Here is a 22512-nt window from a genome sequence, read left to right on the forward strand (position 1 = left end):
GGTAGCGGGCGCTACCCGGCTGCACAGTTAGAAGATCATCTTAAACACGCCGGTGACCACCAGCAGACCAATCAGAAAGATAATCAGGATTGCCCAAAGCAATATCTTCATCATTTTCTTCGTCCTTTTTATATGCGGGTAGTTAAAAGCGTAGGCAATCTCACGCAGTTGTGCCTTTTTCCTATACTTACCTGTCTATTTGTTAACCAGAGGACGACCTATGCCTGTAACCAAAGTTGCGATTGTGACCGCCGCCGATTCCGGGATTGGCCGACAGTGTGCACTGATGCTGGCGGAACAGGGATTTGATATCGGCATTACCTGGCATTCGGATGAAAACGGCGCGAAAGAGGCGGCGTTGCATGTTGAGGATCTTGGGCGGCGGGCGGAAACCATCCATCTCGATCTTAGCCAGTTGCCGGAAGGGGCGCAGGCGATTGAGACGTTGATTTCCCGCTTCGGGCGTATCGATGTGCTGGTGAATAATGCCGGGGCGATGAGCAAAGCCCCGTTTCTTGATATGAAATTTGAGGACTGGCGCAGCATTTTCACCGTGGATGTCGACGGCGCGTTTCTCTGCTCGCAAATCGCCGCCAGGCACATGGTGCAGCAGGGGCAGGGCGGGCGCATCGTCAATATCACCTCGGTGCATGAGCATACGCCGTTGCCGGACGCCAGCGCCTATACCGCCGCCAAACACGCGCTCGGCGGGTTAACCAAATCGATGGCGCTGGAGCTGGTGGATCACAACATTCTGGTGAACGCCGTCGCGCCGGGGGCGATAGCCACGCCGATGAATAACATGCGCGACGAAGATGCAAAACCGGGGTCGTTGCCGATTGTTCCGCTGACAAGACCAGGCACCACCAAAGAGATAGCCAGCATGGTCGCCTGGCTCTGTTCAGAACATGCCAGCTACACCACCGGACAATCGTTGATTATTGATGGCGGTTTTATGCTGGCTAACCCGCAGTTCAAACCGAAAACGGCTTAGTCGTTTGACGCGTTGCGCTGGCGTTTTTTCCGCCGATGATGAAACCACCAGCGCAGCGCAACCACCAGCACGATGGCAAGAATCAGCCAGATCCAGCGTTTTACATGCTGGTCGAACTGGTGCAGCCAGGGGCCAATCACTTCCCCGCCGACGTAACCGAGCGTGGTAAACAGTAGCGCCCAGACGATGGCACCAACAATGTTGAGCGGCAGAAAGATTTTCGGTCGCAAACGACTGGTGCCAATCAACAGCGGGCCAATAATGCGAAAGCCGTACATGAAACGTGAGCCGATAACAAACAGGTAGGGATGGCGGCGGATGAGCGACTGTGCCTGGTGGATTTTGTCCCGGTGGCGGGAGAAGCGGCGCAGGATTTTCGTGCCGTAGCGTCTGCCGACCAGATAAAGCAGCTGATCGCCGATCATGCCGCCAAGCGCCACGGATACCACCACCAGCCAGAACCGTAACAGCCCCTGGTGCGCGGCAACACCGCCCAGCAGGGTAATTGTCTCTCCTTCAGCCACACTGCCAATCACCAGCGCGGCGTAGCCGTACTGGCTAATCAGATGATTGATATCCATTGTTTTTACGTCCTCCCGGTAAAACGCTTATAAGCATACACCCGATATCGCGCCTTCGCCGGAATGACGCCGTTTCGTTGTCGCGGCATTTTTGTTGCTGTACAAAAAATAATCGCAATAGTGAATTATACTGACAGTGTCGATGTTCGGGCTTTCAGCGAGGGGGCGTTATGAACCATGTCTGGGGACTCTTTTCCCATCCCGATCGTGAAATGCAGGTTATCAAAGGCGAAAACGAGACAATTTCGCATCACTACACCCACCATGTGCTAATCATGGCGGCGATTCCGGTTGTTTGTGCGTTTATTGGTACCACGCAAATTGGCTGGAATTTTGGCGAAAACAGTGTGGTGACGCTGTCATTGTTTACCGGTTTCTATCTGGCGGTGCTGTTCTATGCGTTGATGCTGGCAGGCGTGGCGGTGATGGGCCGCGTTATCTGGTGGATGGCGCGTAGCTTGCCGCAGCGGCCTTCATTAGGGCGCTGTATGGTGTTCGCCGGTTATGTGGCGACGCCGCTGTTTCTCAGTGGGATTGTGGCGCTCTATCCGCTGGTGTGGCTTTGCGCGCTGGTGGGGACGGTGGCGCTGTTTTACACCGGCTACTTGCTGTATGTCGGTATCCCGACCTTCCTGAATATCAATAAAGAAGAGGGGTTGAGTTTCTCAAGCTCGACGCTGGCGATCGGGGTGCTGGTGCTCGAAGTGCTGCTGGCGCTGACGGTGATCCTGTGGGGTTACGGTTACCGCTTGTTCTAAACCTGTTGCGTTGCTGGCGTAAATGTCGGCAACGCAATCTCTCGCAACGATTATCCTCTGGCGACAACCCTGCGTGGCGGCTATTATGCCAAAGCCAGCTCTGTTATTGCTCCGGCTGACAGAAGCGGTGTGCGTAATAACGTGCGTGAATAATTTTCAGAAGTCTCACCATGCAGAAATTTCGAGTTTCCTTATTAAGCCTGGCGTTAATCCTGGCTGCGCCCGTGGCGCCGTTTGCCGTCGCGAAAACCACAGCGGCGACCACCGCCGCACAACCTGAAATTGCTTCAGGTAGCGCGATGATTGTCGATCTGCAAACCAATCAGGTTATCTACTCCAGCCACCCTGATCTGGTGCGTCCTATTGCTTCCATTACCAAGCTGATGACGGCGATGGTGGTACTGGATGCGCACCTGCCGCTGGATGAGAAACTCAAAGTGGATATCAGCCAGACGCCGGAGATGAAAGGGATCTATTCTCGCGTGCGCCTCAATAGCGAAATCAGCCGTAAAGATATGCTGCTGCTGGCGCTGATGTCCTCGGAAAACCGCGCGGCAGCGAGCCTTGCGCACCACTATCCGGGCGGTTATAACGCTTTTATCGCGGCGATGAACGCCAAAGCGAAAGCCTTAGGCATGACGAATACGCGCTATGTGGAACCGACGGGGCTGTCGATTCACAACGTCTCGACCGCCCGCGATCTGAGCAAACTGCTGATTGCCACCAAACAGTATCCGCTGATTGGTCAGTTAAGCACCACGCGTGAAGAGATGGCGACCTTTGCCAACCCGGCGTACACGCTGCCGTTTCGCAACACTAACCACCTGGTGTACCGCGATAACTGGAACATTCAGCTAACCAAAACAGGCTTTACCAATGCGGCAGGTCACTGCCTGGTGATGCGCACCGTGATTAACAACAAACCGGTGGCGCTGGTGGTGATGGATGCGTTTGGCAAATTTACCCATTTTGCCGATGCCAGCCGTTTACGCACCTGGATTGAAACGGGCAAAGTGCAGCCGGTTCCGGCTTCTGCATTGAGCTATAAGCGCCAGAAAGCGGCGCAGATGGCGCAAAACCCGTCTGCGGGTGAGCAGACCGCGCAAAACGATTAATTACTCCGGCAGCGTCCAGTCACCGTCGTTGAGTGGACGCTGCATAATCAGCGTATCCCGCCAGTCGCCTTTCTTGTAGCCGACGCTTCGCAACTGCCCGGCAATCTCAAAACCGTGCTTTTTATGCAGTCGCAGCGAACCGGAATTGTTGTTGCCATCGCCTATCACCGCAATCAGTTGCCGCCACGGGCCTTCTTCGCAGCGTGCGATCAACGCGCTCATCAACGTACTGCCAATGCCGCGCCCGGTCATACTGGCATCCACGTAAATCGACTCTTCAAGGGTATAGCGATACGCCTCGCGCGGACGGTAATAACCGGCATAGCAATAGCCGACCACAATGCCGTGATAGAGCGCCACCATCCACGGTAAACCCTCTCTGGCGATGTTGTTCATGCGGGTGCGCATTTCATCAATAGTAGGCGGGACTTCTTCAAAGGAGGCGCGGCCGTGCAGAACATGCCAGGCGTAAAGCGAGGCGATAGCGTGAACATCATCAGGGCAGGCGTCGCGCACTACCACCGCAGGACCGGATAAGATATCGACAGCTGACATGACGGGTGTGCTCCTTCAAAGCAGGCGGCCATAGAAACGTTTCTCTGGCGCTGTTCGCTACTCTATTACGAAAGGAGCACACAATACAGCCCGTTGCCGGGTTATTTCATCGCCGTTGACGATGCGTTATCCGTAGCAGCGTCTTCCTGCCAGAACTTACGCTTGCTGGTTTTACCGATGCCGGGGTTCATGCTGTTTGTCGGGTCGTTTTCTTTATAAAAACGTTTTAACGGCTCGGCGGCTTCATACAGATGGCCGACGTTATGCTCGGCCGGATACTGCGCGCCACGCTGGCGTAACAGTTCCAGCATTTGCTCTTTCAGCGCATGGGCATCCACGCCTTTTTTTACTATGTAATCCTGGTGGAAAACATGGCACATAAAGTGGCCGTAATAGAGTTTATGCACCAGTTGGCTGTCGATTTCCGGCGGCAGATGCTCAAACCAGTCGTTGTCATTGCGGCGCAGCGCGATATCCAGCGCCAGAATATCTTCCACTTCATCGGCATGAACCGCCTGGTAACGGATTGCCGCACCGGCGGCGGCAAAGCGGTGTAAAAACGCTTTGCTCCCTTCTTCCGGCGTACAGACAAAGAAATCCCCCTCGGCACTGGCAAAGTAGGTTTTCAGCCAGTTTTCTGCTTCCGTAATTCCATCGCCGGACATTTTCAGCAGCAGGTGATGTTCATACTTATCGCGCCACGCTTTCATGCGCGGCGGCAGGTGAGACGGGAAAAAGCCGCTGATTTTTTGTAAGGAGCGATCAATAAAATGCGGCTTAAACACCGTCGCTCTTTCCAGCAGCGCTTCGGTGCGGCCTTTCATGGTGAAGAAGAACGGCATTTTGTCAGTGCCGAGTTTATCGATCATCAGGAAGGTGTCTTTGCCGTAGCGTTCGGCGATATCGTAAATATCGCGATGCATATACTCACCGGCGACCGGCAGATGCTCGAAGTTCGCCAGAATATGACGGCGGATCTCCGCCAGCACTGCTGTTTGATTGGTGCCGATGTAGAAGACCTGCTGGCGCGTTTCGGCCGGGAAGGTGTCCAGACGCACGGCGAAAACCGCCAGTTTGCCCGCACAGCCGGAGGATTCAAACAAGCGTTGCGGGTCGGCGTTGTAACGCGCCGGGGTGTCGGCATCGACATCGCGCACGCGGGTGACGTAATCATGATCGTGGCCGTGGCGCTGGTCGTGCAGCACGTCGCTATCGTTCACACGATCGTCATCAAGTTTACTGAGGATCTGCTCCGGCGTTTCCCCCAGCGAAATGCCTAAATGGTTCACCAGCACCAGTTTGCCCTGCTCATCGATACGCGCGAACAGCGACATTTCGGTGTAGGCCGGGCCGCGCTGCACCAGCGAACCGCCCGAGTTATTGCAGATCCCGCCGATAACAGATGCGCCAATGCACGAGGAGCCGATCACCGAATGCGGTTCGCGACCCAGCGGTTTAAGCGCTTTTTCCAGCGAATAGAGCGTGGTACCAGGATAGGCCAGCACCTGTTCGCCGTTATCCAGCAGATGCAGCTTATCAAGACGCAGGGTGCTGATAATCACGATGTCCCGGTCATAATCATTGCCGTTTGGCGTTGATCCTTCCGTCAGCCCGGTGTTCGCCGCCTGCATCAGGATAATTTTATCGGCGTTAACACAGGCCTGCAGAACGCGCCACAATTCGACCAGCGAGCCGGGAAAAACCACCGCCAGCGCATTGCCCTGGCCAGAACGAAAGCCTTTACGATAGCGGGCCGTTTTGGCCGGGTCGGTAAGCAGATGAGAAGCGCCAACCAGCCGTTTGAGTTCGCTGATAAACGCGTTGTTTGGATGTGACATTATCCACTCCTTGTGGCTAATCATTGTTCAAGACATTTCATTCTTCGGGCCGCTTTTTACTGGCGTTAGCGCCCGGAAGCTTATCTCAGTAAGCGTCTTAAGAATGTGAAGACCTGCCGCTTTGGCGCGTTATGCATGATGACGTGTAAAGTGCGCATTAATGTTAGCCCCGTAAAACCAAACGGGGGAGCGAATTCGCATAAAAATCAGAGTCCAACTCTGCAACACGTGCCAGGATTATGGCACACTGCGTTTCTTTCGCGGCCAGTGACCGCGGTTATGGGTGAAAAAACAAGAGAGTAAACGACATGAAATGGCTATGTTCTGTAGGTGTCGCTGTGAGCCTCGCGCTGCAACCAGTGCTGGCGGAAGAGATGTTCGGCAACCATCCGCTGACGCCAGAAGCAAGGGATGCGTTTGTCACTGAGTTGCTCAAAAAAATGACGGTCGATGAAAAAATCGGCCAGCTGCGTTTAATCAGCGTCGGGCCGGATAACCCAAAAGAAGCCATTCGCGACATGATCAAAGCAAGCCAGGTCGGCGCAATTTTTAACACCGTCACCCGGCAGGATATTCGCGCCATGCAGGATCAGGCGATGCAGCTAAGCCGCCTGAAAATCCCTCTGTTTTTTGCCTATGACGTGGTACACGGCCAGCGTACCGTCTTCCCGATTAGCCTCGGTCTTGCCTCCAGCTTTAACCTTGATGCGGTGAAAACCGTTGGTCGCGTTTCTGCCTATGAAGCCGCTGATGACGGCCTGAATATGACCTGGGCGCCGATGGTTGATGTCTCGCGCGATCCGCGCTGGGGCCGCGTTTCCGAAGGGTTTGGCGAAGATACGTACCTGACCTCTGAAATGGGGCGCACCATGGTCGAAGCGATGCAGGGCAAAAGCCCGGCCGATCGCTACGCGGTGATGACCAGCGTGAAACACTTCGCCGCCTATGGCGCGGTAGAGGGCGGTAAAGAGTACAACACCGTTGATATGAGCCCGCAGCGCCTGTTCAATGACTATATGCCGCCGTATAAAGCCGCGCTGGACGCTGGCAGCGGCGGCGTGATGGTGGCGCTGAACTCCCTCAACGGCACACCGGCTTCCTCCGATTCATGGCTGCTGAAAGATCTGCTGCGCGATGAGTGGGGTTTTAAAGGCATCACCATTTCCGATCACGGGGCGATTAAAGAGCTGATTAAACACGGCACCGCCGCCGACCCGGAAGACGCCGTGCGCGTGGCGCTGAAATCCGGCATCAACATGAGTATGAGCGACGAGTACTACAGCAAATACCTGCCGGGCCTGGTGAAATCCGGCAAAGTGACGATGGCGGAGCTGGATGATGCCACCCGCCACGTGCTGAATGTGAAATACGATATGGGGCTGTTTAACGATCCGTACAGCCACCTGGGGCCGAAAGAGAGCGACCCGAAAGATACCAATGCCGAAAGCCGTCTGCACCGCAAAGAAGCGCGGGAAGTGGCGCGTGAAAGCATGGTGCTGCTGAAAAACCGTCTGGAAACGCTGCCGCTGAAAAAATCGGGCACCGTGGCGGTGGTGGGCCCGCTGGCTGACAGCAAACGCGATTCGATGGGCAGCTGGTCTGCGGCAGGCGTTGCCGATCAGTCCGTTACCGTGCTGACCGGTATCCGCAACGCGCTGGCCGGTAAAGGTGAAGTGGTGTACGCCAAAGGGGCAAACATCACCAATGACAAAGATATCGTTAATTTCCTCAATCTTTATGAACCGGCAGTGGTTGTCGATCCGCGCTCCCCGCAAGCGATGATTGATGAAGCGGTCGCCGCGGCGAAAAAATCCGACGTGGTTGTTGCGGTAGTGGGCGAAGCGCAGGGCATGGCGCATGAAGCCTCCAGCCGTACCGATATCACCATTCCGCAGAGCCAGCGCGATTTGATTGCCGCGCTGAAAGCCACCGGCAAACCGCTGGTATTGGTGCTGATGAACGGTCGTCCGCTGGCGCTGGTGAAAGAGGATCAACAAGCCGACGCCATTCTGGAAACCTGGTTTGCCGGCACCGAAGGCGGCAACGCCATTGCCGATATTCTGTTTGGTGATTACAACCCGTCCGGCAAACTGCCGATGTCCTTCCCGCGCTCTGTCGGGCAGATCCCGGTCTATTACAGCCACCTGAATACCGGGCGTCCGTATGATGCCGATAAACCGAACAAATACACCTCTCGTTACTTCGACGAAGCGAACGGTCCGCTCTATCCGTTTGGCTATGGCCTGAGCTACACCACCTTCAAGGTTTCTGACGTGAAGATGTCTGCACCGTCGATGACGCGTACCGGCAAAGTGACCGCCAGCGTTGAAGTGACCAACACCGGCAAACGCGAAGGCGAAACGGTTATTCAGATGTATTTGCAGGATGTCACCGCGTCAATGAGCCGTCCGGTAAAACAACTGCGCGGCTTTGATAAGGTGAACCTGAAACCGGGCGAAACTCAAACCGTTAGCTTCCCGATCGATATCAATGCGCTGAAATTCTGGAACCAGAAGATGAAGTACGATGCGGAGCCAGGCAAATTTAATGTCTTTATCGGCGTTGATTCCGCGCGCGTTAACCAGGGCGAGTTCGAACTGCGTTAACCTCTCACAGGCCGGGAAACCGGCCTGATTTCCCTCGCTATACCTTATTCCTTAATCGTTTAACCTTCTGACGCGACAAAGCCGCTAATTTTCGGCTACGCTCTTTTCTCAAGCTGCTGAAAAAGGCGGTAAAAAATGAGGGAAGTACAATGACAATCATGAAAAAGATTGCGTGCTCAATAGGGTTGATGGCCGCAGTGAGCCTGCCGCTCCAGGCGGCGGAGCCGGTAAAGGTCGGTTCCAAAATTGATACCGAAGGGGCGCTGCTGGGCAATATCATTTTGCAGGTTCTGGAAAGTCATGGCGTAAAAACAGTCAATAAAGTGCAACTCGGCACCACGCCAGTGGTGCGCGGCGCGATCACCTCTGGCGAGCTGGATATTTACCCGGAGTACACCGGTAACGGTGCCTTCTTCTTTAAAGATGAGAACGATGCCGCATGGAAAAACGCGCAGCAGGGCTACGAAAAAGTCAAAAAGCTGGATGCTGAAAAAAACAAACTGGTATGGCTAACCCCCGCCCCGGCGAACAACACCTGGACAATCGCGGTGCGTCAGGATGTGGCACAGAAAAACAAACTTAACTCGCTTGAGGATCTGAGCCGCTACCTGAAAGAGGGCGGTGACTTTAAGCTCGCCGCGTCGGCTGAATTCATTGAGCGCACCGATGCGCTGCCCGCCTTTGAAAAAGCCTATGACTTTAAATTGAAACAGGATCAGCTACTGTCGCTGGCCGGTGGCGATACGGCGGTCACCATCAAAGCGGCGGCGCAGCAAACCTCTGGTGTTAACGCGGCGATGGCCTACGGTACGGATGGCCCGGTGGCGGCGCTCGGTCTGCAAACCCTGAGCGACCCGAAAGGTGTGCAGCCCATCTACGCACCAACGCCGGTAGTACGCGAATCTGTGCTGAAAGCCTACCCGGAACTCGATACGTGGCTGAAACCGGTCTTTGCCAGCCTGGATGAGAAAACGCTGCAAAAACTCAACGCCAGCATTGCGGTGGAAGGGCTGGATGCGAAGAAAGTCGCGGCAGACTACCTGAAAGAAAAAGGCCTGGTGAAATAATTACCCCTATGGATGTTTCGATACGCTGCCATAACCGTGTGTTGTTGCTGTTGGCGGTGCTGGGCGGGCTGGCGGCGTGGCTGCCGTTTGTGAACTATGCGCCAAACCGGCTGGTTTCCGGTGAAAGCCGCGCCTTATGGCAGCTTTTTTCCGCGCTGTGGCTCCTTGCGCCCTGTCTCTTACTGGCAATGAGCTTTATTCCAGGTCGCGGTGCGCAGGTGGCAACTCTGCTGTTCACCGAAGTGCTGTTCTGTCTGCTGATATGGAGTGCGGGCAGGGCGGCGACCGATCTCGTACAAACGGGCAGCCCGCTGGCGCGCACGTCGCCCGGCAGCGGGTTGTGGCTGTGGCTGGCGCTAACGCTGTTGGCCTGTAGCGATGCGATTCGCCGCGTTGTCTCCAACCCCGTGTGGCGCTGGCTGCTGCATGCGCAGGTGTGGTGCTTTCCTCTCTATTTATTGCTCAGCGGCGCGCTGGATAATCTCTCGCTGCTACGCGAATACACCAATCGGCAGGATGTGTTCAACGATGCGCTGGCGCAGCATTTAACGCTGTTGTTTGGCACGTTGCTACCTGCGCTGGTGGTCGGCTTTGCCATCGGGCTGTGGTGCTATCGTCATCCCTCTCGCCAGGGGCCGGTGTTCGCGGTGCTCAACGTTATTCAAACCATTCCTTCGGTAGCACTGTTTGGCTTACTGATTGCGCCGTTAGCCGGGCTGGTAAAACAATTCCCCGAACTTAGCCAGTTGGGAATTGCCGGCACCGGCATGACACCCGCGCTGATAGCGTTAATTCTCTATGCCTTACTGCCGCTGGTGCGCGGTGTGGTCGCCGGGTTAAACCAAGTGCCGCAGGAGGTGCTGGAAAGCGCCGAAGCGATGGGCATGAGCGCGCGCCAGCGTTTCTGGCAGGTGCGCGTGCCGCTGGCGCTTCCGCTGCTACTGCGCAGCCTGAGGGTGGTGGCGGTGCAAACAGTCGGGATGGCGGTGATTGCCGCATTGATCGGTGCGGGTGGGTTTGGTGCGCTGGTCTTTCAGGGGCTGCTGAGCAGCGCGCTGGATCTGGTGCTGCTGGGCGTCATTCCGGTTATCGCCATGGCGGTGATCGTTGATGCGTTATTTGCCTTAGGGATAGCACTGCTGAAGGTGAAACATCATGATTGAATTTAATAACGTCAGTAAAACCTTTGCCGGGCAGCCCGCGGTAAGCCATCTCGATTTACAGGTTAAAACTGGTGCGTTTTCGGTGCTGATTGGCACCTCGGGATCGGGGAAATCCACCACCCTGAAGATGATTAACCGGCTGGTGGAGCATGACGAAGGCACGATTACGTTTGCCGGGACGGATATCCGCTCGCTGCCGGTATTGGAATTGCGCCGTCGCATGGGTTATGCCATTCAGTCGATTGGTTTATTTCCTCACTGGACGGTAGCGCAGAACATTGCCACCGTGCTGCAACTGCAAAAATGGTCGCGCGCGAAGCGTGACGCACGGGTCGATGAACTGATGGCCCTGCTGGGGCTGGAGCCCGCCCTGCGCGAGCGCTTTCCGCATCAGCTTTCCGGCGGGCAGCAGCAGCGGGTGGGCGTTGCCCGCGCGCTTGCCGCCGACCCAGAAGTGCTGTTAATGGATGAGCCTTTCGGTGCGCTTGATCCCGTAACCCGCGCGGCGTTACAGCAGGAGATGGTGCGCATTCACCGTCTGCTTGGGCGCACTATTGTGCTGGTAACGCATGACATTGATGAAGCCTTACAACTGGCCGATCACCTGGTACTGATGGATGGCGGAAAGGTGGTCCAGCAGGGGACGCCATTATCGATGCTGACCGCGCCGCGTAACGATTTTGTGCGCGAGTTTTTTGGCCGCAGCGAGCTTGGCGTGCGGCTGCTCTCATTGCGCCAGGTGAGCGGTTATCTGCGCAGTGAACGCGTTGCTGTCGGCGAACCGCTTCAGGAGGCGATGACTCTGCGTGAAGCGCTCTCGGCGTTTGTCGCCCAGCAGTGCGAGGTGCTGCCGGTGAATAATGCGCAGGGGCAGCCCTGCGGCAGCCTGCATTTTCGCGATTTACTGCGCGTGGAGGCCGCTTGTGAAGATCCTGCGTGACCCGCTGCTGTGGTTGATGACGCTGTTTGTTGCGCTGCTGGTCTGGTTGCCGCACAGCGCAGCGCTGTTTAGCGCGTTCTTTCCGCAACTTCCGCGCCCGGTCTATTTGCAGGAGAGTTTTATTTCTCTGACTGTCGCCCATTTCTCGCTGGTCGCGATTTCCAGCGTGATTGCGATTGTGCTGGGGGTCGGCGCAGGCGTTGTGGTCACACGTTCTGCCGGGCGGGAGTTTCGCCCGCTGGCGGAAACCATTGCCGCCGTGGGGCAAACTTTTCCCCCGGTGGCGGTGCTGGCGATTGCCGTGCCGGTAATGGGTTTTGGTAAACAACCGGCAATTATTGCGCTGGTACTGTATGGCGTATTGCCGATCTTGCAGGGCACGCTGGCGGGGATCGCCTCGGTGCCGGAAAGCGTGCAAAGCGTGGCGAAAGGCATGGGCATGAGCGCATGGCAGCGGTTGTTGAAGGTGGAGTTGCCGCTCGCCGCACCGATGATCATCGCCGGGGTGCGCACGTCGGTGATCATTAATATCGGCACCGCCACCATCGCGTCAACGGTGGGCGCAAGTACGCTGGGGACGCCAATCATCATTGGCCTGAGCGGTTTTAATACGGCTTATGTGGTGCAGGGGGCAGTGCTGGTGGCGCTGGCAGCAATTATTGTCGATCGGGGATTTGAGCGGCTGGCGCAGCGGCTCAACCGACACCGCCACGCACAATAAACGAATAACCGGCGAGCATGACGCCACCAATGCCGCCGATAGCCATCAGCAAAAAGATAGCGATAACAACAATTTTACCAGACTTCATTTTATGCTCCTTCTGAATCAGGCGGGCATTATAAAGGCAAGTTGAGTTGTTAATAAAACATTAAATGCCGAGCAACCAGACGCTGTGCCCCGCTTCGCGCCATGCCAGCATCTGCTGTTGCTGTGCTTCTCCCGGTGTTTCGCCGCACCACACCAGCAGTGTCCGGCCGGGAAACATCTCCGGGCGCAACTGGGGCAGGGCGTGCGCCAGAATATCCACCCGCCATCCCTGCTGGCTTGCCATCCAGCCCTCCAGCCACAGCCGCGTGGTGTCCTGCACATTCCAGCCAATCACCAGCGCGTCTTTGCCCGGTTTTTTACGCGCAGAAGTCAGGCAGCCGGAAATGTAATTGATCAGGATCCCGTCAAGCAGGCTCAGCATCGCCAGCAGGGCGGGCTGCTGAGATTGTAGGCGTAATCGTAAGGGGATAAGCAGATGCGCTGCCAGCGCCTGGGCCGGGTAGTCGCGCCCGTGCTCTTTGATCCACTGATGCAGGCGATGCGGGTCGCCCTGTTGCAGGTATTGCAGGGCGGTTTCCTGCTGGGCGCGCCAGCCATCTCGCGTCTCTTCCAGCGCCGAAGAGAGCAGCTTTTGCACTTTGCTGACCTGTACGCCGGTTTCGATCCAGCGTTTGATCTCCCGGATGCGGTCAATGTCCTCTTCGGTGAATAACCGGTGGCCGCCATCCGTGCGCTGGGGTTGTAGTAGTCCATAACGTCGCTGCCAGGCCCGCAGCGTCACGGGGTTGATTTCGCATAACAACGCCACTTCACCGATTGTGTAAAGCGCCATGGTGTTACCCTCGCCAGCCGACTCCCTGTATAACTGTAGCCGCTGCCGCCTGGCACAGGATGCGCAGCCGCAAAATTGCGCAAAATGTGTGCGAACGGTTAATCAATGTGGCTTACTTTGTGATGCGGAGCACGATTTTGTATTTTTTTGCAGCGCTTCAAAGAAACATCTGAAAACACCCTGTATGTTACGCGCTTTAGTTGATGTGGTGTGGCGGGTATGTACGAGTTCAATCTGGTGTTGCTGCTGCTTCAGCAGATGTGCGTGTTTCTGGTTATCGCCTGGTTGATGAGCAAAACGCGGCTGTTTATTCCGCTGATGCAGGTAACCGTTCGCTTACCGCATAAGCTGCTGTGCTATGTCACCTTCTCCATTTTCTGCATTCTCGGCACCTACTTCGGCCTGCATATCGAGGATTCTATCGCCAACACGCGCGCGATTGGCGCGGTAATGGGCGGCCTGCTCGGTGGCCCGTTAGTGGGCGGTCTTGTCGGGTTAACCGGCGGTATTCACCGTTATTCGATGGGCGGCATGACCGCGCTGAGCTGCATGCTCTCTACGTTTGTTGAAGGGTTGCTCGGCGGCCTGGTACACCGCGCGCTAATCAAACGCGGGCGCACCGATCTGGTGTTCAGCCCGTTTACCGCCGGGGCGGTGACCTGCGTGGCGGAGCTGATCCAGATGCTGATTATCCTGCTTATCGCCCGTCCGTTTGATAGCGCGTTGCACCTGGTGCAAAGCATCGCCGCGCCAATGATGGTCACCAATACCGTTGGTGCGGCGCTGTTTATGCGCATCCTGCTCGATAAGCGCGCAATGTTCGAAAAGTACACCTCGGCGTTTTCTGCTACCGCGCTGAAAGTGGCGGCGTCGACGGAAGGGTTTTTGCGCCAGGGTTTTAATGAAGAGAACAGCATGAAGGTGGCGCTGGTGCTCTATAAAGAGCTCGATATTGGCGCGGTGGCGATAACCGACAGGGAAAAACTGCTGGCCTTCACCGGCACCGGCGACGATCACCATCTGCCGGGGCGGCCTATCTCGTCGGTCTGGACGCAGCGCGCCATTGAAACCGGCGAAGTGGTTTATGCCGACGGCAACGAAGTGCCCTACCAATGTTCGCTCCACCCGCAATGCAAACTCGGTTCGACGCTGGTGATCCCGCTGCGTGGCGAAAACCAGCGCGTGGTGGGCACCATCAAATTATATGAGGCGAAAAACCGCCTGTTCAGCTCTATCAACCGCACGCTGGGCGAGGGGATAGCGCAACTGCTCTCGGCGCAGATCCTTGCCGGGCAGTACGAGCGGCAAAAGGCGCTGCTCACCCAGTCGGAAATTAAGCTGCTGCACGCGCAGGTAAATCCGCATTTCCTGTTTAATGCCCTGAACACGCTAAAAGCGGTGATCCGCCGCGACAGCGATCAGGCCGGGTTGCTGGTGCAATATCTCTCGACATTCTTTCGTAAAAATTTAAAACGCCCGTCGGAAGTGGTGACGCTGGCGGACGAAATTGAACATGTGAACGCCTACCTGCAAATTGAAAAAGCGCGTTTTCAGTCGCGCTTGCAGGTGCAATTACATGTGCCGGAAGCGCTGTCGCACCTGCAACTTCCGGCGTTTACCCTGCAACCGATCGTGGAAAATGCCATCAAACATGGCACGTCGCACCTGCTCGGCGTGGGCGAGATTATGATTAACGCCAGCCAGGACGGGCGGCATCTGGTGCTGGATATTGAAGACAATGCCGGGTTGTACCAGCCGAAAACCGACGCCAGTGGATTAGGCATGAGCCTGGTGGATAAGCGCCTGCGTGCGCGGTTTGGCGATGAGTGCGGCATTACCATTGCCTGCGAGCCGGATCTGTTTACCCGCATTACCCTACGACTCCCGCTGGAGGAACACGCATGTTAAAAGTGCTGATTGTTGATGATGAACCGCTGGCCCGGGAAAACCTGCGTATTCTGCTCCAGGAAGAGAGCGATATTGAGATTGTTGGCGAGTGCGGCAACGCCGTCGAAGCAATTGGCGCGGTGCATAAACTGCGTCCGGATGTGCTGTTTCTTGATATCCAGATGCCGCGCATTAGCGGGCTGGAGATGGTCGGGATGCTCGATCCGGGAAACCGGCCGTATGTCGTGTTCCTGACCGCGTTTGATGAGTACGCGGTGCAGGCGTTTGAAGAACACGCGTTCGATTATTTGCTTAAACCGATTGAAGCCCGTCGGCTGGAGAAAACCCTCAGCCGCCTGCGTCTTGAGCGAAACGTGCAGGATGTGTCGGTGCTGCCGGAAAACCAGGAAGCGCTGAAATTCATTCCCTGTACCGGGCACAGCCGGATCTGGTTATTGCAGATGGACGAAGTGGCGTTTGTCAGTAGCCGCATGAGCGGCGTGTATGTGACCAGCCAGGAGGGCAAAGAGGGGTTTACCGAGCTGACGCTGCGCACGCTGGAGAGCCGTACGCCGCTGGTGCGCTGCCACCGCCAGTACCTGGTCAATATGGCGCACCTGAAAGAGATCCGCCTGGAAGATAACGGCCAGGCGGAGTTACTGCTGCGCGATGGCCTGACGGTGCCGGTGAGTCGGCGTTATCTGAAAAATTTAAAAGAGGCGTTGGGGTTGTAAATTCCTGTGCGATGCCTACACTGCGCGCTGGTTCATCATTTCCGGAAACAAATATGCTTAATAACGATATCCTGCGCAGCGTGCGTTACACCCTGCAAGCTGATAACACCGCGCTGGTGCGCATTCTGGCACTGGCAGACACGGCAGTGACCGTTGAACAGCTGGCGCCCTGGCTGCGCAAAGAAGACGAGGAAGGTTATAAGCCGTGCCCGGATATTGTGTTGTCCGCGTTTCTGAACGGTCTTATTTATGAAAAGCGCGGCAAAGATGAAACCGCGCCGCCGCTGGTGGCTGAACGCAAGCTGAATAACAACATCGTGCTGAAAAAGCTGCGCATCGCCTTTTCGTTAAAGACTGACGATATTCTGGCTATTCTGACCGCCCAGCAGTTCCGCATCTCGATGCCGGAAATCACTGCCATGATGCGTGCGCCAGATCATAAGAACTTCCGCGAATGCGGCGATCAGGTGATGCGTTATTTTTTACGTGGGCTGGCGGTACGCGAGCAAAAACCGAAGGGTAAAACCGACGCGGAATAATCGATAATCCTTCAGGCTGCGTCGCGGGTGGTTTAGCGCCAGGCGGGCATCGCCAACAACGCGCAGCTTGAAGGAGAACAGGACTTACTGCACTTCTTTAAAGCCGCGAGATTTCAGCAGCTCTTCTGATTTCTTCATGCTGATTTTGCCATTGACCGTGCCGGTAAACTCGGAACCCTGCAGGTTGTTCAGCGCAGCAAAATCGACCTCGTTGTAATCCACATCCAGCGTCTCTTGCGCGTAGGTTTCCTGATAATCGACGCTCTCTTTGATCCCTTTAATGCTCTGGTATTTTTTGCTGATCGGATCCAGCACTTTCATGGCATCTTCTTTGGTTTTCGCACCGATAGAGGCGTACTCAATTTTGTTTTTGGCGGTTTGACGCTCAACTTCGTCACCTTTGTAGTAATAGGTCAACGTCACTTCCGTGCCCGCCTGAGCAAAGGTAAAGGTTTTGCTTTGCTCTTTTTCCCCACAGCCGGTCAGACCAATGAGTAAAGCGACAGAAAAGAGTGCGGCGATGAGTTTACTGAATTTCACGATAATCCCCTGTTTTCCATGTGAAGTAATGTTTGGTAATGCAAAATTGAGTATAGAAAAAGGCGCTGAATTCAGCGCCTTATTTTTTTACTTCACTTGCTGACCTGCTTTTGCGCCGCTATCCGGGCTTAACAGGAAGATATCTTTCCCGCCAGGGCCGGCGGCCATCACCATCCCTTCGGAGATACCAAAACGCATTTTGCGCGGCGCGAGGTTGGCGACCATCACCGTCAGGCGACCAATCAGCGCGCTCGGATCCGGGTACGCGGAACGGATGCCGGAGAAGACATTGCGTTTTTCGCCATCCAGATCCAGCGTCAGGCGCAGCAGCTTGTCGGAACCTTCGACGAATTCGGCGTTTTCAATCAGCGCCACGCGCAGATCGACTTTCGCGAAATCGTCAAAGCTGATGGTTTCCTGAATCGGGTTATCCGCCAGTTCGCCGGTGACCGGTGCGGCAGCCGCTTTCACTTCCTCTTTTGACGCTTCCACCAGTGCTTCCACCTGTTTCATTTCGATACGGTTATACAACGCTTTGAAGGCGTTAACTTTGTGGCCGAGCAGCGGCTGGTTGATGGCATCCCACTCAAGCGTAGTGTTGAGGAACGCTTCGGCGCGCTCCGCCAGCGACGGCAGAACCGGTTTCAGCCACGTCATCAGCACGCGGAACATGTTCAGCCCCATGGTGCAAATGGCCTGCAGATCGGCGTCGCGGCCTTCCTGTTTTGCCACCACCCATGGTGCTTGTTCGTCAACGTAACGGTTCGCCACATCGGCCAGCGCCATAATTTCGCGTACCGCTTTGCCGAACTCACGACTCTCCCACGCTTCGCTGATGGTCGCTGCCGCGTCGGTAAAGGTTTTGTACAGCGCAGGATCCGCAAGCTCTGCCGCCAGCACGCCGTCGAAACGCTTATTGATAAAACCGGCATTACGCGAGGCGAGGTTAACCACTTTGTTGACGATGTCGGCATTCACGCGCTGGATGAAATCTTCGAGGTTGAGATCGATATCATCAATGCGCGAAGAGAGTTTCGCCGCGTAGTAATAGCGCAGGCTGTCGGCGTCGAAATGGTTCAGCCAGGTGCTGGCTTTGATAAACGTCCCGCGCGATTTGGACATCTTCGCGCCGTTCACCGTCACATAGCCGTGGACGAACAGGTTGGTCGGCTTACGGAAACCGCTACCTTCGAGCATTGCGGGCCAGAACAGGCTGTGGAAATAGACGATATCTTTACCGATGAAGTGATACAGATCGGCGTCGGAATCTTTCTGCCAGTACGCATCAAAGCTGGTGGTATCGCCGCGCTTGTCGCACAGGTTTTTGAACGACCCCATGTAGCCAATCGGCGCATCCAGCCAGACGTAGAAATATTTGCCCGGCGCGCCTGGAATTTCGAAACCGAAGTAAGGCGCATCACGGGAGATATCCCACTGCTGTAAGCCGGATTCGAACCACTCCTGCATTTTGTTCGCCACCTGCTCCTGCAACGCGCCGCTGCGCGTCCACGCCTGCAACATTTCGCTAAATGACGGCAGATCGAAGAAGAAGTGCTCGGAATCACGCATGACCGGCGTCGCGCCGGAAACCACCGACTTCGGCTCAATCAGCTCGGTCGGGCTGTAGGTCGCGCCGCACACTTCGCAGTTATCGCCGTACTGATCCGGTGATTTACATTTCGGGCAAGTGCCTTTCACAAAACGATCCGGCAGGAACATGCCTTTTTCCGGGTCGTAGAGCTGAGAGATGGTGCGATTTTTAATAAAACCGTTCTCTTTCAGGCGGGTATAGATAAGCTCCGACAGCTCGCGGTTCTCGTCGCTGTGCGTCGAGTGGTAGTTGTCGTAGCTGATGTTAAAGCCAGCAAAGTCGGTCTGATGCTCCTGACTCATGTCGGCAATCATCTGCTCCGGGGTGATCCCCAGTTGCTGCGCTTTCAGCATGATCGGCGTGCCGTGGGCATCGTCGGCGCAGATGAAGTTGACCTCGTGGCCGCGCATTCGCTGGTAACGGACCCAGACATCAGCCTGGATGTGCTCCAGCATATGGCCGAGGTGGATGGAGCCGTTGGCGTACGGCAGTGCGCACGTTACCAGAATTTTCTTCGCGACTTGAGTCATAGTAGGCATTACATCTTCTTGAGAAAAAGGGGTATCGATAGTACCAAAAGGGGAATTAGCGCGCTACGCGATCTGCGGACGTTTTAATTCAGACAGGGATTTTTGGGTAAAGATTGCTCCCCAGTACTAAGGGTTTTAAGAACGTTTCAATCCATATATGAATAGATGAGTAATAATTAACCCATGCGTTAACGGCATTTATCCGTAAATGAATAATTGTTGCCCGTGGGGTAAACTTGCTGGCTACAATGTCGTTTTCAGAACAACTACAAAGGAGTCGGGATGAGTTCGCAATCCCAGGCCAAATCCCCGGAAGCGTTACGCGCGATTGTCACCGGGACGCTGGCCGATTTTCAGCACCCAACCCTGAAGCACAATCTCACTGCTTTAAAAGCGGTACACCATGTCGCATGGCTGGATGACACCCTGCACGTAGAACTGCTGATGCCGTTCGTCTGGCGCAGCGCGTTTGAAGAGTTAAAAGCGCAGTGCAGCGCCGAATTGCTGCGGCTGACCGGCGCGCGTGCCATCGACTGGAAGCTGTCGCACAACATCGCCACCTTAAAACGTGTGAAGAACCAGCCGGGCGTCAACGGTGTGAAAAACATCATTGCCGTCAGTTCCGGCAAGGGCGGGGTAGGGAAATCCTCCACGGCGGTAAACCTGGCGCTGGCGCTGGCGGCGGAAGGGGCGAAAGTCGGTATTCTCGACGCCGATATTTATGGCCCGTCGATCCCGGTCATGCTCGGTGCGGAGCACGAGCGTCCGACCTCGCCGGACGGCACGCATATGGCGCCGATTATCGCCCATGGTCTGGCGACCAACTCGATTGGCTACCTGGTTACCGATGATAACGCCATGGTGTGGCGCGGCCCGATGGCCAGCAAAGCGCTGCTGCAACTGTTGCAGGAGTCCATGTGGCCGGATCTTGATTACCTGGTGCTGGATATGCCGCCAGGCACCGGTGATATTCAGCTGACGCTGGCGCAAAACATTCCGGTGACCGGCGCGCTGGTGGTGACAACGCCGCAGGATATCGCGCTGATCGACGCCAAAAAAGGCATCGTCATGTTCGAGAAAGTGGAAGTGCCGGTGCTCGGTATTGTTGAAAACATGAGCATGCACATTTGCAGCAACTGCGGTCATCACGAACCGATTTTTGGCACCGGTGGTGCGGAAAAACTGGCCGAGCAGTATCACACCGAGTTGTTGGGGCAGATGCCGCTGCACATTTCGCTGCGTGAGGATCTGGATAAAGGCACGCCGACCGTGGTGAGCCGCCCGGACAGCGAATTTACCGCTATCTACCGTCAACTTGCCGGGCGCGTAGCCGCACAGCTTTACTGGCAGGGCGAAGTCATTCCTGGCGATATCGCGTTTCGCGCGGTGTAACTCAGTCAACCTCTCCCGTTCGGGAGAGGTTTTTTACTTCTTCAGATAGTGCATCAGCACGTAATCCCCTTCCGGCGAAACGCCCTGTGCTTCGATATGCCAGCCATGGTGCTGATAAAACGCCAGTGCGGCTTTGTTATGCAGCAGGCATTTCAGTGCGCCAGTGCCGGTAAAGGTGGATTGCGCATGTTTGAGCAGAGCGCTGCCGACGCCTTTGCCCTGAAAGGCCGGGTCGACAAACAGGTTGTGCAGGAAATTGTCGTTTTCGTACACCGAGGCGAACCCCAGCCGGTGACCCTCTTCTTCGGCGACCCAGATGGTTTCATCGAGCGTGGCGGCGTCAAAATCTTCCAGCCGCCAGTCGCTGCCATCAAGCCAGTGCCAGCTCGCTTTGCGGGCGTGTAAAAAAAGGGTGCGTAAAAACGGTCTGTCACTTTCCTGCCAGCGGCGAATAATCATTCAGCTCCTGGTTTAGCGATGGTAAAAGATGTCGCCGTTATAGGCTTTGAGGATTTTGCCTTCGGCATCGGTGATAAGCACATAGTTGCCGCCCATGTAGGTCCAGTGGCTACCGGCTTCGGGGGCTGGCAGGTTGCGCAATTGCCACTGTTTAATGTTGTACTCTTCGCTGCGGTACATCGCCGGTACGGTATCGCCAATGGTGAATTTCGTAAAGTCAGCGACAAATTCGTTAATTTCGTAAGATTGCGGCCCGGTAGCGCCTGGTGTAGCGGTTTGCGGTGCGGCAAAGGCCGTCGAGGCGGTTGCCAACAGCGCGCCCAGAAGCATCATTTTTGTTTTACTCATACTCTCTCCAGGTTGTTCTTATACATTTCACGCGGTTGCATAAATAGCACGCCATCATTGCCGTTAACTGACAGCGGAGCAACCACCAAAAAATAACGCTTTGGTAAAAAGTGTAAGCAAACCCAGGGCAGAGCAGGAAAAGCGGACAGCGATTTTCGCTATCCGCTTGTAACCTTTAAGAATAATCCTGGCTAATCGTCAGTCAGCAAACCCTTCCAGTACGATTTTCCCGACTGCCCGCTGGCTTTCCAGCAGCGCATGGGCTTTGCGCAGGTTCGCGGCATTGATGGTGCCAAAGTGCTCGCCAAGCGTGGTTCTGAGCACGCCTTCATCGATCAACTGCGCCACGCGTGAAAGCAACTGGTGCTGGGCAATCATATCGTCGGTGGTGAACATGGAGCGGGTAAACATAAATTCCCAGTGCAGCGAAATGCTTTTCACCTTCAGCGGCAGCGCGTCCAGGCTTTGCGGATCATCAATCAGCGCCAGTTTACCCTGAGGTTTAAGGGCGTTAATCAGCTGCTGATAATGCTCCTCGGTGTTATTGAGGCTGGCGACATGTGAAACCTGTTTGACGCCAATGCGCGCCAGCTCTTCGGTCAGCGGTTTGCTGTGGTCAATCACATAGTGCGCGCCCAGTTCTTTTACCCACTGCTGGCTGGCGGGGCGGGATGCCGTACCAATCACCGTTAAGCGCGTTAACTTACGTGCCAGTTGCGTCATGATCGAGCCTACGCCGCCCGCTGCGCCAACAATCAGCAGCACATCATTTTCGTTGCCGCCCTCTTTGATGCCAAGACGGTCGAACAATAACTCCCAGGCGGTAATGGCGGTTAGGGGCAGTGCGGCGGCGGCAGCGTTATCCAGCGTTTTCGGTTTGCGCGCCGCGATGCGTTCGTCCACCAACTGGAATTCGCTGTTGCTGCCGGGGCGGGTCAACGCACCGGCATACCACACTTCATCGCCCGGCTGGAACAGCGTCACCGCTTCCCCCACGGCAGTCACCACGCCAACGGCATCCCAACCCAGTACGCGCGGCGCATCGGCGTTGAAACCGGCACGTACTTTGGTATCCACCGGGTTGACGGAAACGGCTTGCACTTCCACCAGCAAGTCGTGGCCGCTGACGGTCGGTTGCGGCAGTTCAATGTCGGTAAGAAAATCCAGATTGCTGCCGTTCTGCGCGGCGCGGGTAATAGCGATAGCTTTCATCATGGCTCCGTTAATGCGTTTTTGGTGTCGATGCAGATAAGGGTAGTCAAAGCCTATCTGAT

The 22512-nt window shown here is 55.7% G+C and carries 23 protein-coding genes; 12 read left to right on the top strand and 11 right to left on the bottom strand.

Features of this window, described 5'->3' with window-relative positions; all coding sequences use genetic code 11:
- Positions 1-27: 27 nt before the first annotated feature.
- Positions 28-111, bottom strand: coding sequence for a small membrane protein YohP (gene yohP / locus M8Q36_RS25475; protein ID WP_000698460.1), 84 nt, complete (start codon positions 109-111; stop codon positions 28-30).
- Between the two features lie 109 nt (positions 112-220).
- Between yohP and M8Q36_RS14350 the strand changes: the two genes are divergently transcribed.
- Entirely contained in the window at positions 221-994 is a 774-nt protein-coding gene (locus M8Q36_RS14350; protein ID WP_249881314.1) for an SDR family oxidoreductase, read from the top strand.
- Here M8Q36_RS14350 and M8Q36_RS14355 read toward each other — a convergent pair.
- Positions 991-1575, bottom strand: a complete 585-nt coding sequence (locus M8Q36_RS14355; RefSeq protein ID WP_200550414.1) for a DedA family protein — start codon at positions 1573-1575, stop codon at positions 991-993. The genes M8Q36_RS14350 and M8Q36_RS14355 overlap by 4 nt on opposite strands.
- A gap of 170 nt (positions 1576-1745) precedes the next feature.
- Here M8Q36_RS14355 and M8Q36_RS14360 point away from each other — a divergent pair, with 170 nt between their 5' ends.
- Together M8Q36_RS14360 and pbpG are read left to right on the top strand one after the other, a co-directional pair.
- Positions 1746-2333: a Yip1 family protein gene (locus tag M8Q36_RS14360; protein WP_017459802.1), complete on the top strand. Its 588-nt coding sequence runs from the start codon at positions 1746-1748 to the stop codon at positions 2331-2333.
- A gap of 170 nt (positions 2334-2503) precedes the next feature.
- Complete coding sequence (gene pbpG, locus M8Q36_RS14365; RefSeq protein ID WP_017459803.1) at positions 2504-3448, top strand: D-alanyl-D-alanine endopeptidase; 945 nt, start codon at positions 2504-2506, stop codon at positions 3446-3448.
- Here the strand turns inward: pbpG and M8Q36_RS14370 are convergent, their stop codons facing one another.
- Complete coding sequence (locus tag M8Q36_RS14370) at positions 3449-4003, bottom strand: GNAT family N-acetyltransferase (RefSeq protein WP_249881315.1); 555 nt, start codon at positions 4001-4003, stop codon at positions 3449-3451.
- Between the two features lie 101 nt (positions 4004-4104).
- On the bottom strand, positions 4105-5841 hold the full coding sequence (gene dld / locus M8Q36_RS14375) for a D-lactate dehydrogenase (protein ID WP_249881316.1): 1737 nt from the start codon (positions 5839-5841) through the stop codon (positions 4105-4107).
- Between the two features lie 308 nt (positions 5842-6149).
- Between dld and bglX the strand changes: the two genes are divergently transcribed.
- The 5 genes from bglX (at position 6150) to M8Q36_RS14400 (ending at position 12338) form a co-directional block, all read left to right on the top strand.
- The gene (gene bglX / locus M8Q36_RS14380; RefSeq protein ID WP_249881317.1) at positions 6150-8447 is read left to right on the top strand and encodes a beta-glucosidase BglX; all 2298 of its coding nucleotides are present in this window, start codon (positions 6150-6152) and stop codon (positions 8445-8447) included.
- 149 nt (positions 8448-8596) lie between these two features.
- Positions 8597-9514, top strand: a complete 918-nt coding sequence (gene osmF, locus M8Q36_RS14385; RefSeq protein WP_249881318.1) for a glycine betaine ABC transporter substrate-binding protein OsmF — start codon at positions 8597-8599, stop codon at positions 9512-9514.
- A gap of 8 nt (positions 9515-9522) precedes the next feature.
- Positions 9523-10677, top strand: a complete 1155-nt coding sequence (locus M8Q36_RS14390) for an ABC transporter permease (protein ID WP_249881319.1) — start codon at positions 9523-9525, stop codon at positions 10675-10677.
- Entirely contained in the window at positions 10670-11617 is a 948-nt protein-coding gene (locus tag M8Q36_RS14395; RefSeq protein ID WP_249881320.1) for an ABC transporter ATP-binding protein, read from the top strand. Before M8Q36_RS14390 ends, M8Q36_RS14395 begins: the two co-directional genes overlap by 8 nt.
- Positions 11601-12338: an ABC transporter permease gene (locus M8Q36_RS14400; RefSeq protein ID WP_249881321.1), complete on the top strand. Its 738-nt coding sequence runs from the start codon at positions 11601-11603 to the stop codon at positions 12336-12338. The genes M8Q36_RS14395 and M8Q36_RS14400 overlap by 17 nt, the downstream gene beginning before the upstream one ends.
- Here the strand turns inward: M8Q36_RS14400 and M8Q36_RS14405 are convergent.
- A complete protein-coding gene (locus M8Q36_RS14405) occupies positions 12313-12426 on the bottom strand; it encodes a protein YohO (protein WP_020454361.1) in 114 nt (37 codons plus the stop codon). The genes M8Q36_RS14400 and M8Q36_RS14405 overlap by 26 nt on opposite strands.
- Before the next feature lie 60 nt (positions 12427-12486).
- Entirely contained in the window at positions 12487-13218 is a 732-nt protein-coding gene (gene mlrA / locus M8Q36_RS14410) for an HTH-type transcriptional regulator MlrA (protein ID WP_249881322.1), read from the bottom strand.
- 219 nt (positions 13219-13437) lie between these two features.
- Here mlrA and M8Q36_RS14415 point away from each other — a divergent pair, with 219 nt between their 5' ends.
- The 3 genes from M8Q36_RS14415 to M8Q36_RS14425 are packed head-to-tail and all read left to right on the top strand — an operon-like array spanning position 13438 to position 16378.
- A complete protein-coding gene (locus tag M8Q36_RS14415; protein ID WP_020454358.1) occupies positions 13438-15126 on the top strand; it encodes a sensor histidine kinase in 1689 nt (562 codons plus the stop codon).
- Positions 15120-15839, top strand: coding sequence for a two-component system response regulator BtsR (btsR, locus tag M8Q36_RS14420; RefSeq protein WP_017459820.1), 720 nt, complete (start codon positions 15120-15122; stop codon positions 15837-15839). Before M8Q36_RS14415 ends, btsR begins: the two co-directional genes overlap by 7 nt.
- Before the next feature lie 53 nt (positions 15840-15892).
- Positions 15893-16378, top strand: a complete 486-nt coding sequence (locus tag M8Q36_RS14425) for a YehS family protein (RefSeq protein WP_045510781.1) — start codon at positions 15893-15895, stop codon at positions 16376-16378.
- A gap of 84 nt (positions 16379-16462) precedes the next feature.
- Here the strand turns inward: M8Q36_RS14425 and M8Q36_RS14430 are convergent, their stop codons facing one another.
- Positions 16463-16918, bottom strand: a complete 456-nt coding sequence (locus M8Q36_RS14430) for a YehR family lipoprotein (protein ID WP_249881323.1) — start codon at positions 16916-16918, stop codon at positions 16463-16465.
- A gap of 87 nt (positions 16919-17005) precedes the next feature.
- Complete coding sequence (gene metG / locus M8Q36_RS14435; RefSeq protein WP_249882778.1) at positions 17006-19039, bottom strand: methionine--tRNA ligase; 2034 nt, start codon at positions 19037-19039, stop codon at positions 17006-17008.
- Positions 19040-19321: 282 nt separating this feature from the next.
- Here metG and apbC point away from each other — a divergent pair, with 282 nt between their 5' ends.
- Positions 19322-20431, top strand: a complete 1110-nt coding sequence (gene apbC / locus M8Q36_RS14440; RefSeq protein ID WP_017459824.1) for an iron-sulfur cluster carrier protein ApbC — start codon at positions 19322-19324, stop codon at positions 20429-20431.
- Between the two features lie 33 nt (positions 20432-20464).
- Here the strand turns inward: apbC and M8Q36_RS14445 are convergent, their stop codons facing one another.
- The 3 genes from M8Q36_RS14445 to M8Q36_RS14455 form a co-directional block, all read right to left on the bottom strand.
- Entirely contained in the window at positions 20465-20890 is a 426-nt protein-coding gene (locus M8Q36_RS14445) for a GNAT family N-acetyltransferase (protein WP_249881324.1), read from the bottom strand.
- Positions 20891-20902: 12 nt separating this feature from the next.
- Positions 20903-21238 (bottom strand): RcnB family protein, encoded by a 336-nt coding sequence (locus tag M8Q36_RS14450; protein ID WP_200550425.1) that lies wholly within the window; start codon positions 21236-21238, stop codon positions 20903-20905.
- Positions 21239-21436: 198 nt separating this feature from the next.
- Positions 21437-22450 (bottom strand): zinc-binding alcohol dehydrogenase family protein, encoded by a 1014-nt coding sequence (locus M8Q36_RS14455; protein WP_249882779.1) that lies wholly within the window; start codon positions 22448-22450, stop codon positions 21437-21439.
- Positions 22451-22512: the final 62 nt, after the last annotated feature.

The sequence above is a fragment of the Kosakonia sp. R1.Fl genome, assembly GCF_023516815.1.
In the GTDB taxonomy this organism is placed as follows: Bacteria; Pseudomonadota; Gammaproteobacteria; order Enterobacterales; family Enterobacteriaceae; genus Kosakonia.